Source organism: Clostridium niameyense, from assembly GCF_001243045.1.
GTDB lineage: Bacteria > Bacillota > Clostridia > Clostridiales > Clostridiaceae > Clostridium_F > Clostridium_F niameyense.
In genome coordinates, this window is record NZ_LN849007.1 from 1038413 (window position 1) to 1050333 (window position 11921).

15 protein-coding genes and 2 pseudogenes are annotated in these 11921 nt (G+C 26.2%); all 17 read left to right on the plus strand.

What is annotated here, in order from left to right:
- Positions 1–4 precede the first annotated feature (4 nt).
- The 17 genes and pseudogenes from BN1711_RS05990 (at position 5) to BN1711_RS06060 (ending at position 11921) form a co-directional block, all read left to right on the plus strand.
- Entirely contained in the window at positions 5–871 is an 867-nt protein-coding gene (locus tag BN1711_RS05990) for a phage tail family protein (RefSeq protein WP_423243707.1), read from the plus strand.
- A gap of 4 nt (positions 872–875) precedes the next feature.
- Entirely contained in the window at positions 876–2006 is a 1131-nt protein-coding gene (locus BN1711_RS05995) for a siphovirus ReqiPepy6 Gp37-like family protein (protein ID WP_050607269.1), read from the plus strand.
- Positions 2007–2012: 6 nt separating this feature from the next.
- A complete protein-coding gene (locus tag BN1711_RS06000) occupies positions 2013–3020 on the plus strand; it encodes a hypothetical protein (protein ID WP_050607270.1) in 1008 nt (335 codons plus the stop codon).
- Positions 3010–3612 (plus strand): hypothetical protein, encoded by a 603-nt coding sequence (locus BN1711_RS06005; RefSeq protein WP_050607271.1) that lies wholly within the window; start codon positions 3010–3012, stop codon positions 3610–3612. The genes BN1711_RS06000 and BN1711_RS06005 overlap by 11 nt, the downstream gene beginning before the upstream one ends.
- Entirely contained in the window at positions 3612–3887 is a 276-nt protein-coding gene (locus BN1711_RS06010) for an XkdW family protein (RefSeq protein ID WP_050607272.1), read from the plus strand. The genes BN1711_RS06005 and BN1711_RS06010 overlap by 1 nt, the downstream gene beginning before the upstream one ends.
- The gene (locus BN1711_RS06015; RefSeq protein ID WP_050607273.1) at positions 3887–4033 is read left to right on the plus strand and encodes an XkdX family protein; all 147 of its coding nucleotides are present in this window, start codon (positions 3887–3889) and stop codon (positions 4031–4033) included. The genes BN1711_RS06010 and BN1711_RS06015 overlap by 1 nt, the downstream gene beginning before the upstream one ends.
- A 102-nt stretch (positions 4034–4135) precedes the next feature.
- Positions 4136–4552: a phage holin family protein gene (locus tag BN1711_RS06020; protein ID WP_050607274.1), complete on the plus strand. Its 417-nt coding sequence runs from the start codon at positions 4136–4138 to the stop codon at positions 4550–4552.
- Between the two features lie 45 nt (positions 4553–4597).
- Positions 4598–5050 (plus strand): annotated as a pseudogene (locus BN1711_RS12695) (lysozyme); the annotation flags it as partial.
- Entirely contained in the window at positions 5027–5530 is a 504-nt protein-coding gene (locus BN1711_RS12700; protein ID WP_279233084.1) for a peptidoglycan-binding domain-containing protein, read from the plus strand. The pseudogene BN1711_RS12695 and the gene BN1711_RS12700, both read left to right, overlap by 24 nt.
- A gap of 150 nt (positions 5531–5680) precedes the next feature.
- Positions 5681–6109: an ATP-grasp domain-containing protein gene (locus BN1711_RS06030; RefSeq protein WP_050607276.1), complete on the plus strand. Its 429-nt coding sequence runs from the start codon at positions 5681–5683 to the stop codon at positions 6107–6109.
- 497 nt (positions 6110–6606) lie between these two features.
- Positions 6607–6696: pseudogene (locus BN1711_RS12835) on the plus strand (MerR family transcriptional regulator); the annotation flags it as partial.
- A 39-nt stretch (positions 6697–6735) separates the two neighbouring features.
- Positions 6736–7314: a GyrI-like domain-containing protein gene (locus tag BN1711_RS06035; RefSeq protein WP_341472993.1), complete on the plus strand. Its 579-nt coding sequence runs from the start codon at positions 6736–6738 to the stop codon at positions 7312–7314.
- A 224-nt stretch (positions 7315–7538) separates the two neighbouring features.
- Complete coding sequence (locus BN1711_RS06040) at positions 7539–7736, plus strand: hypothetical protein (RefSeq protein WP_050607278.1); 198 nt, start codon at positions 7539–7541, stop codon at positions 7734–7736.
- 337 nt (positions 7737–8073) lie between these two features.
- Positions 8074–8982: an ABC transporter ATP-binding protein gene (locus BN1711_RS06045; RefSeq protein ID WP_050607279.1), complete on the plus strand. Its 909-nt coding sequence runs from the start codon at positions 8074–8076 to the stop codon at positions 8980–8982.
- A gap of 3 nt (positions 8983–8985) precedes the next feature.
- Positions 8986–10197 (plus strand): ABC transporter permease subunit, encoded by a 1212-nt coding sequence (locus BN1711_RS06050; RefSeq protein WP_050607280.1) that lies wholly within the window; start codon positions 8986–8988, stop codon positions 10195–10197.
- Between the two features lie 282 nt (positions 10198–10479).
- Positions 10480–11181, plus strand: coding sequence for a lantibiotic protection ABC transporter ATP-binding protein (locus tag BN1711_RS06055; protein ID WP_050607281.1), 702 nt, complete (start codon positions 10480–10482; stop codon positions 11179–11181).
- Positions 11182–11186: 5 nt separating this feature from the next.
- Positions 11187–11921, plus strand: a complete 735-nt coding sequence (locus BN1711_RS06060; RefSeq protein ID WP_050607282.1) for a lantibiotic immunity ABC transporter MutE/EpiE family permease subunit — start codon at positions 11187–11189, stop codon at positions 11919–11921.

Below are 11921 nucleotides of genomic sequence, written 5' to 3' on the forward strand. Positions count from 1 at the left end.
TGGTATCATGTATGCTAAATTTATAAATTCTTTAGGAGCAGAAATCGAATTTACTGATACTGCTCCATTAATTTTACAAGAAATAGATATAAGTAATAGTGTTAACATATATAATTCTAAAGGTATGTGTCAAGATGGTAGTAAATATAATGGCAATACTTTAGATGTCAAGGATATAACAGTACAAGTTGCTTTAAATGCTAGTAATCCAATTGAATTAGATATGTTAAAGGATAAAATAAATATTATATTTAATCCTAAACTAAATGAGGGTTATTTAATTTATAAAGGTAAGAAAATTAAATGTATTATTAATAAACTACCTTATTACAATGAAAATGTTAATAATATATATTGTGAATGTTTAATACACTTAACTGCATATAATCCATTTTGGAATGACATAGAAGATAGTAAAAAACAAATAGCACTTTGGAAAGGTGATTTTCACTTTCCGCTTATAATACCACAAGGAAAAGGTATTATTATGGGACACAGGGAACCTTCTTTAATAGTTAATGTTGAAAATAAAGGGCAAGTAAAAACAGGTATGATAATAGAATTTTATGCTAGAGGTACTCTTAAAAATCCAAGCTTATTTAATGTGAATACTAGAGAGTTTATAAAAATAAATAAGTCTATGGTTGCGGGAGAAAAGATTATTATTAATACTAACTATGGAAAAAAGAAAATATTAAGTATTAGTAATGGAATTGAAACAGACATATTAAACTACTTGGATATTATAGGTGGTGGAGATACCTTTCTACAATTAAATGTAGGAGATAACCTTTTCCGTTATAATGCAGATGAAAACTTAGATAACTTAGAAGTTAATATCTATTACAACAATAATTATTTGGGGGTGTAGAAGTATGGAATTATATATATTTAACAGAGATTTAGAATTAAAAGGTATATTAGATACTTTTACATCTTTAAGGTGGATCAGAAAATATCATAAGAGTGGGGAATTTGAGTTACATTGTGATTTAAATTCCAATACTTTAAATTTATTACAACGTGAAAATATCGTCTATAAAAAAGATGATACAGAAGCAGGATACATAGAAACTAGACAATTAAAAATAGGGTTAGATGGACAAGAATACTTAGAAGTTAAAGGTAAATTTTTAATGAGTTATTTAAGTAGACGTATTATTTGGGGAAGAGTTAATTTTAATGGTAAGACAGAAGAATTAATGAGAAAACTTATTAATGATAATGCTATAAATCCAACTAATGGCAATAGAAAAATAAATAATTTAATTTCAGGAGAAATAAAAGGATTTAATGAAGATATAAAATATCAAAATAGTTTTGGTAATATATTAGATCAACTGGAAAATATATCTAATACTTCTAATTTAGGTTATAGAAATTTACTAGATATAAAAAGTAGAAAAATAGTGTTTGATATTTACAAAGGTGTTGATAGAACTATTGAAAATGGTACTATAGCACCTTGTATTTTTAGTAGAGATTTTGAAAATATACTTGAACAGGAATATACAGATAGTTTAAATAATTATAGAAATACAGTTTTAATTGCAGGAGCAGGTGAGGGTAAAGATAGAAAAATAACATTTATAGAAGAAGGGAATGGTTTAGATAGATATGAGTTATATGTAGATGCTAGGGATTTACAGAATACTGAACAAGTAGAAAAAAAGGATAGTGAGGGGAATATAAATACAGAAGATGTGTTAATCCCAGATAGTAAGTATATGCCTATGCTAATTCAACGTGGTAAAGAAAAATTAAGTGAGTGTTATAAAATACAGACATTTAATTCTAAGATAAACACTAACGGAAATAATATATATAAAAAAGATTATGATCTTGGTGATATAGTAACCGTAATAGATAAGAAGTGGGGAATACAACTAAATACTAGAATTACAGAAATAGAAGAAGTTTATGAAGAAAAGGGATTAGAAATTAATATTGTTTTTGGTAATGATATTCCTACGATTATAGATAAAATTAAACAGAAAGTGAGGTAGTGACATATGGAAAGAAGTAGTTTTTTTAATGCGGTATTAGATAGTAGTGGAGTACCAGACACAGTTTATTTAGCGGAAGATTTTGCTAGATACTTTGCTACTTTTATAGGAAATGGTGTATTTCCGAACCCCGCTACAGGATTACAAGTAGTAGCAATAAATAATGATATGCAAATAATAATCAAATCTGGATACGCATGGATAAACGGCTATATGTATGAAAATACAGACGATTACATATTTAAATTAGATGCAGCTGATGGAGTATTAGATAGAATAGATAGAGTAGTTTTAAGACTAGATTTTTTAGAGAGAAAAATAAAAGTAGGAATTAAAAAGGGTGAATGGAGTAGCAACGCAAAAGCTAAAGATTTACAAAGAGATAATGATGTATTTGAATTAGCACTTGCAGATGTAAAAATATCTAAAGGTGCTATTTCTATATCACAAGCAGACATAACTGATTTACGATTAAATAAAAATTTATGTGGTATAGTACATGGTACTGTGGATCAAGTAGATACAACTGCAATATTTGATCAATATAAATCGTGGTATGAACAAACCAAAGCTAAATATGAAAAGAATATGTTATCTTGGACTACTCAAAAGAAACAAGAGTTTGAGGATTGGTTTGATAAAACTAGTAAAGAATTACTCCAAGAATGGACAGAATGGTTTAGTAAAACCAAAGTATGGGAGCAACAATGGTTAGATTGGTTTAAGAATACAGAAACTTGGGAAAAAGAATTTAATAAGTGGTTTGAAGATATTAAAAAGATATTAGATGACAATGTAGCTGCTAAACTAACAACACAAGTTTTAGAATTGCAATCCAAAACTAAAACTTTAGAAAGTCAATTACAAACTGTAGAAGGTAAAATAGTAGATATTGATAATAAATTAGATACTAAAGCCGACAAATACATCATTGATAATATAAGCAAAGATAAATATAAAATAGGTATTGACAATGGATTAATTTATATAGAGGAGGTAATAAATGATGTCTAAGATATTTATAGCAGATAAGAAAACATTAGATATTGTAAACAATACAACTTGTAAAACAAATGCTGTTACTAATAGCGTTAAAGAAGATACTAATAATATTTTAAATAGTATAAAATGCAGTAGTGGAAGTTATAATCCTTTAAATTATAAAACCTTTACCATGGCTTATAAACAAGCACCACGTAAGTTAGGTTTAAATAATATATTAACATTAGAAGGGGAAGGGTATTTATCTAATTTTATATATAATAGAAACGGGGTAACAAGTTATGGTACGTTAACAATTACAGTTGATGATAATATTATATATAAGCAAGTTAATTCAGTAGGCAAAGAGTGTATTGGAATTGTCAAAGCATCTGATATATGCAGTTTACCGATGTATGATAAAGTTAAAGCTTTTGTTCTAGATCAACCGATTGATACATCATTTTCTGACTTACCATATGATTCCACTAAAGATAATAATTCATCAGGTATAACTGTTATAACAAACGATCTATATTTTAAGAAATCACTTAAAATAGAATTAGATCGTAAAAATATAGATTATAATTTTTATTGGGCATTCCAAGGAGGTATAAAAGGATAATGAAACAGTATATTAAAGGTGATCATATAATAGTAGAATTTGATAACGGTTCAAAATTTCAATATTTACAAAGTGAAAAAAGTGAAGATGCTATTAAAGATATTGTGGAAAATACTCCACCCAATCCTATATTAGAATTACAAAAGCAAGTAAATACTTTAGGACAGGAATTAGCACAAGCCAAAGTAGAAAACATAAAAAAGGATAATATAATAAATACTTTAGGACAGGAATTAGCACAAATTAAAATACAATTAGTAGGAGGTGATCAATAATGAAATTTTGGACATTAGCATGGGAATATAAATGGGTTACTTTAGAACAATTAAGAATAGTGGTTAAAACAGAAATTAATAAGTTTGGAGAAATAACACCAGAAGAATTTAAAAGTATTACAGGACAAGAGTTTATTGCACCGTAGAAAAATAAGGCAACACAATTAAACAATTTATAAAGGCAAAGTAGGGACTAGGGATAGTCTTTTTATTTTGCCTATTTTTGTAATAAGAAAGAAGGTTAAAAAATGAATAAGGAAAATATTTTTAATGGAATTGTAGCAGCCATAGGTACATGGTTTACTTATGTTTTTGGTGCATGGGATACTCCTTTAGCGGCATTAGTAGGATTTATGCTTGTAGATTATGCAACAGGAATGGTTGCATCTTATATAACCGATAAGCTTAATAGTAAAATAGGATTTAAAGGTATTTTAAGAAAGTGCCTAATTCTACTAGTTCTTATTTTAGGAGTATTATTGGATAGGTTGCTTAACGATGGAACATGGGTATTTCGTACACTTATTTGCTACTTCTACATAGCAAATGAAGGATTAAGTATCATAGAAAATGTAGGTAAATGTGGTGTTAATTATCCACCAGCATTGAAAAATGCACTAGAGCAGCTACAAGAAAAAGAAATACATAAAGAGCAGAGCAAATAGTTCTGTTCTTTTTTAATTAAATTTATAGGAGGTACATAAATGGGATTAGTATCTAAGGAATGTATAGATTTTGTTAAGAAATTTGAAGGATTTTATCCTAAACCTTATTATGATATAGTTGGAGTTAAAACCTTAGGTTATGGAATGACAGGAAAAGAAATAGAGGGACTATCTAGTGTTACAGAAGCACAGGCAAGTACCATGCTAGAAAACTTATTAAACAATAAATATGCAGCACCAATTAAAAGGGATTTAGATAATCGAGGAATAAGTTTAAAACAAAATGAATTTGATGCGTTAGTAAGCATGGCCTACAATGTTGGTGTTGGTGGGGTATTAGATTCTACTCTTTACAGAAATATATGTAATGGGGTTAGAGATAAGAGTACTATTACATCTAACTTCGAGATGTGGAGCATGGCAGGAGGAAAACAAGTCTATGGATTATTACGTAGACGTAGAGAAGAAGCTGCAATGTTTTTTGGAGATGGTAATGTAGCAACTGATAATAGTACCGGGGGAAGTTATTATAATGTAAAAGAAGTACAAGAAATGCTTATAAAAATAGGTTATCCTTGTGGAAATTATGGTGCAGACGGAAGTTGGGGCAATTCTACTAAAGCAGCAGTAGAATGTTTCCAAAGAGACTGTAATTTAAAAGTAGATGGCTGGGTTGGGGGCGATACTTATAGAAAAATAAAAGAGGAATATAATAAAAAATTAGCGATAAATAAAGAAGTTAAACAAAAAGTTAAGGAGGAATATGATATGGATAAAATAATATTATATTATGGAGATATGGATGCATTATCAGCTTTATTAGTAGGACAAAAGAATAGTTGCCCTGTGATGAAAGAATCTGATTTCGAAAAGAGTGGACTAAAAGCTAAAAAAGTAATAAGAATAGGTGGCCCTAATGGAGATGCAACAGGAAAAGATAGATTTAAAACATTCAAAGCAGCAGCAAATTTAGTTTAATTATATAGATTGTTTGTTAGAGGTAGTTACTATAAGGTAATTACCTATTTTTTTATTTTTTGAAGGAATTTTAAATATACCTATGATTATAAATTTACAAAAGTGTAAAATTTGTTATAATTAAATTATATTACCAAGGAGGGGATTTATATGAAAAAAATATTATCTATATTAATGGTGTTAACATTAACATTTGGACTAGTTGCTTGTGGTTCTAAAACTACAGATAATAAACCAAAAGAAACTAAACAAGAAATAGCTGAAGATGATAAAGAAACCAAACAAGAAATAGATAAAGATAAGAAGGAAGATCTTAAAAATAAAATAAAAGATGCTTTGAAGGATAGAGAAGTCGTATCTATAGATATATTAACATTTAATAATGGTGAACCCAAAGCATCTGTACAATTAAAAGGTAACATATTAAAATCAGACATTAAAAAAGATGAAGCTATTGAACTATGTAAAAAAATTGGAGAAAAAATTAAACCAATTTGTTCAAAATATGATATAGAGCTAATAGATAAGGACAATCAACTTATAATTTTATGTGATCAAGATGGAAATACTAATGAATAAATAAATAAAAACTCTAAAGGTTAATCCTTTAGAGTTTTTATTTATACTTTTCTATTACTTTTATTATATCTATTATTAAATCTTTATTCTTTTTATTTTCTAAATTAAAAAAATTAATTATAAGGGAATTAAAATTATAATAGGGTATAGTAAATATAAATTCAATCATTACATAACTAAAACTAAAAACAACTTAATAATAATTTATGGTGTAGAATGTAATAATAAAAGTAAAATTTTGCATAGAGCAATTAAGGGAGTTTCTTAATAATAAATAATTAATTTCCAAATATAAGAAATTTTAAAGGTATACTTGGGCATAATGCTAAATATACCTTTAAAATTTTTGCCGTCAAAAATACGGCAAAAATTATTTTCTAAAATATAGAGATTTTTTCTAATAATATATTTAAAATATTCCTTAAAACCACTGATATAACTACATTATATTAATAATTTATAATATGTTATTTTAAAATTTAGATTCTAAGACAGGATACAGATATTATTCAGCAAAACAAATTCCGAGATTAAATAGGATAATGGCATTAAAAGACTTGGGACTTTCATTAAATCAAATAAATAATGTAATTGATAATGAAATGTCTAGAGAGATTATGATTTCAATGTTGGAAGAAAAGCGAAAAGAAATTAATAACATAATAAAGTATGAAAAAAGAAGATTAATAAGATTAGAAAATCTTATTGCAAGAGTTAATGAGGAGGAAACTTTTATGTTAAAATATGATGTGGTTTTAAAACAAGCTGAAAGTAGAAAGGTAGCTTTTTTAAGGGATGTAATAGAGGATTATAGTAAACAACATGACTTATGGAAAGAACTTATGGCATATCTTCAAAAAAATAAAGTAAATATAGTTGGAACATGTATGTCAATGTATTATGATGAAGGTTATAAAGAAAATGATGTAGATGTAGAAGTTATGTCAGGTATAGACAAGGACATAAGGGAAACAGATAGGATTAAGGTAAAAGAAGTTTCAAAAATAGAAACAGCAGCATGCACAGTACACAAAGGAAATTATGAGGATATAAGTATGGCTTATAATGTTTTGCTTAAATGGATTGAAGAAAATCAATATAAAGTAGTAGGTCCTAATAGAGAGATGTATTTAGAGGGACCTTGGTCAACTAAAAATCCTGAAGAATACATTACAGAAATACAAATACCTGTTGCAAAAATTTAAAATATCATATAAAAAAATAGAGCACTGAATTTATCAGTGCTCTTGAGGAAATCGCGTGAAGAAAAAAGAATTTACATTAACATTATAAACAATAGTTTAAGTTTTTATGCAAAATTTTATAGCAAATAAAATATATAATGAATATAATAAAATGATATAACTATAAAACTTTGTTAATCTATATTAATAAATATGTGTCTTTTAAATAAGAGGGAATGGGATTTATGAAGTTTTTAAAAGAATTTTTACAAATAAAAAAGATAATAGCTTTAATGTTAACTATAGTATTCTGTGTTTTATCTTTTAAAGGAGAGATTTCTTCATCTGAGTTTCTAACTATTTTTAGTATGATTATTTCATTTTATTTTGGACAAAGTTCTGTAAGACAAGCAGCTAAAGAAGGAAGAGACATAAAAAAATAAAAATAGATAATAAATTATAATAATTAAAATTTTATATAAAATAGAGATTAGACTTCTCATACTGTATTTTTATACATTGTGAGAAGTTCTTTTTTATATTTGAGGAGGTGTTAATACAACCTAAATATTAAGAAATAAGTAGTTTCATTTTATATAGAAAAATTTATATATGTGTTATGTAGTTTAAGTATATTAATTTCAAAAGATTATAGTTTAATAGTAATTTTAAAATTCTTTAGATTTTCTTTATTTTATATTTCTTTTAACTTTAGTTTTATTGTGTATATTAAATTTATAGGAATAATTTAGCACATATTAAATTAAAGAGGTGGAAAGCATGAAGGTTCTTGAAGTTGAAAATGTTTATAAAAAAATTAGAAAGAAGGATATTATAAAAGGAATTAAATTTTCTATAGAATCTGGAGAAATATTTGGATTTTTAGGGCCTAATGGAGCAGGAAAAACAACTACTATAAGAATGTTAGTAGGACTTATAACCCCTAGTTATGGAAGTATTAAAATAATGGGACATGATATACAAAAGGAAAAGGTAGAAGCCTTAAAAAATGTAGGATGTATAGTTGAAAATCCAGATATGTATAATGATTTAACAGGAATGCAAAATCTAAAGTTTTATGGAGATTTATACGGAAATATTAGTTTAAAGAGAATAGATGAAGTTGTAGAGATTATAGGATTAAAAGATAGAATTAATGATAAAGTTAAAAATTATTCTTTAGGAATGAAACAAAGATTAGGACTTGGACAAGCTATAATGTCAAAACCTAAATTATTAATACTGGATGAGCCTACAAATGGATTAGATCCTATAGGAATTCTTGAATTTAGAGACATAATTAAAAATATAGCAAAAGAATATAACACTACAGTTTTTATATCCTCTCATATTTTATCTGAAATTGAACAAATTTGTGATAGTTTTGCAATTATAAATGAAGGCGTTATACAAACTATAGAAAAAGTTTCAAAAGAAGAAGATACTGTTATAGAAAAATTAGAAATTCGTACTAATGAATTAAAAAAGATGGAAAAAGTATTTTCTAAATTAAGTTATGTAAATAATATTGTTGTGGATAATAAAAGAGCTTTTATTGAGATAAAATATGGAAATTTTTCTGAAGTTATAAAAGAGATAGGAAAAAGTGATATAGAGGTAGATGACATACACAAAATTCATGACAATCTTGAAAATAAATTCATGAAAATATTAAAGGGAGGTATTTAAGGTATGAACCTTGTAAAAAATGAAATAAAGAAGATTATACTATCTAAAAAATACATAATTGCCATGAGTATATTTCTTATATTATACTCTGGAGTTACTTTTTTAATTTGTAGGGATACTATGAATTTGAAGCCTGAAATATTACTAAATAAAAATAAAACATATATGGAGTATTTAAAAAAGGAAAAGAAAAGTGGAGGTGCTTCACAAAAAAGAAAGGCGGAGATAGATAATACTATAACGGAAATAGAAATGCATAATGAAAGTTTACGGTTTGAAGTGAAAAATAAAAATATAAATTGGAGAAAAAGATTAATTAAACAAAATAAGGACTTAAATAAACAGTTGAATTTAGAGAGAGAGAAAGATAATGTTAGAAAAGTAGCTACATATAATCAAGAGGTAAAAACTAATGAATATTATTTAAAGCATAATATAGAACCTACATTAAACTATGAAATAACTGCTTTTAATATAATGCCTAAGGTGAATATTTTTGTTGGATTATTAATAATTTCAGTAATAATTGCAATAATAGTTTCTGATTCTGTATCAGGAGAATTCAACTCATCTACTATAAAGCTTCTATTAACGAAACCAGTTTCAAGAGAGCAGGTATTATTTTCTAAATTTTTAGCATCAATTATAACTTGTGTTTTATCTTTTATGATAGTGGAGGTTTTAGTATTTATAATTTTAGGTATGGTATTTAAATTTGGTTCTTTTAAGGAGCCTATAGTTTTTTATAGCAATTATATTAAGGATAGGGATATGATTGCAAAAACTGGATTTGGTGTATTGCCAGATTTAAATAGTTTAAAAATATGTTCTATTATGAAATTAACTGTTTTAAGTGAGCTTTTTAATATATTATTTATTACTTGTATGGTATCTTTATGTATTTTATTTTCTACTTTAGCTAAAAAGAGCTCTACATCTATTAGTATAAGTGTCATATTGTTTTCTATAATATCTGTATTAACCACATCTCAACTAGATGGTGGCGCAAAGAAGAATGGGATACTAGGAGCATTTATGCCTTATTTATTTTCAAGTTATAGTAGTGGAGAATTTATAGTTACTAGAGAAATAGTAAAGAAGCTAGGGGTGGATTTTGTTAATGTACCTTTTATTATAGGCATTCTTATAGCGTGGACAGTAGTTTGTTATGCAGTGTCCAACTTTATCTTCACGCGAAAGGATATACTATCTTAACAATAAGTATATTAGGGAAAAATAAAGCCTATTTTAAATTATAATAAATCACTATAAGTAGCTGCTTTAAAATAAATTATTACACAAAAATTTTTAAAAATGTATCTAAATATATTATAAATGCTTAAGTTTTTAAATTAAATTGTGTTATAAAACAAAAAAGAGCTATCTCATATTGCGTTTTTATGTATTGTGAGATAGCTCTTTATTTTTTATAAATCTTTAAAGAATCTTTAAAATTGTATATTAACATAAAAGTAACAAATAACAGGAGGGGTTCGTATGGAGAAATTAATTTTAGAAACTAAAGATTTAATTAAAAATTTTAATAGGGTTAATGCTGTAAATAAGGTTAACTTAAAAATTAAACAAAACTCTGTGTATGGTTTGTTAGGACCAAATGGTGCTGGAAAATCTACAACTTTAAAAATGATTACAGGACTTTTGAGGAAAACATCAGGAGAAATTTTATTTAATGGACATTCTTGGTCTAGAAAAGATCTTAATGAAATTGGAGCATTAATAGAAAATCCTGCATTATATGAAAACTTAACAGCAAGAGAAAATTTGAAGGTATACACTACTTATTTAGGATTAAAAGAAGATAGAATAGATGAGGTCTTAAAAATTGTTAATTTGGTTAATACAGGAAATAAAAAGGTTTCACAATTTTCTATGGGAATGAAACAAAGACTAGGGATTGCAATTGCTTTAATTAATTCTCCTAAGTTATTAATATTAGATGAGCCAACTAATGGATTAGATCCTATAGGTGTAAGGGAGTTAAGGGATCTAATTAAAAGATTTCCTAAAGAGGGGATTACAGTAATTGTATCTAGTCACATTCTATCTGAAATTGAATTGATTTGCGATCATATAGGAATTATTAATAATGGAGTTTTAGGCTATGAAGGAGAAATTAACCCAGAAGAAAATTTAGAAAAATTATTTATGAAAATAGTTGAAGAAACAAGGGGGCTATAATAACTATGAAAAAATATATTATCTGTGAGAATCTTAAATTAAAAGGTAATTTTATTAAGAAAATGATTTTTATTACACCTTTGTTAACTGCAGTTATGGCATTTTTATTTGGTGGGGCTTTAAATATGCAAAATATGATTTTTTATTGGTGGTATACTTTTTTCTTACCAGGAATTATGGCTGTTTCTGCTGCACTTATGAATAAAAATGAGAAAAAGGCTAGTAATTATCATGGAGTATATTTGCTTCCTATAAATTTAAAAAAGGTATGGATTAGCAAAAATATAGTTTTAGCTATATATTTATTTTTAACAGAAATAATTGTATTTTTAATGATTTTACTTTCTAAAGGATTAGGATTTAAAGGACTAAAGTTTTCAACAGGGCAAATGATTTTAGGTTGCATATTAATATGGTTTGGTACTCTTCCTCAAATACCTATATTATTACATGTAGGTAAGAAACTTGGATTTGCAGTTATGGTGTTTATTAATGTTGTTTTAAATTTCGTAATACCACCTTTTTTTGCAGATAAATCTATATGGTATCTGTTTCCTCATTGTTATTCTGGTAAATTAATGAAAGAGGTTATAGGATTAAATATTAATGGACTATGTATTACTCCAAATATAAATAAAGGAATTAATACAATGATTATTACATTTATTATTATCCTAATATTAGTTGCAATTTCTTTATATTTTACAGCTAAAGACTTTTCAAAACAGGAGGTAAAATAA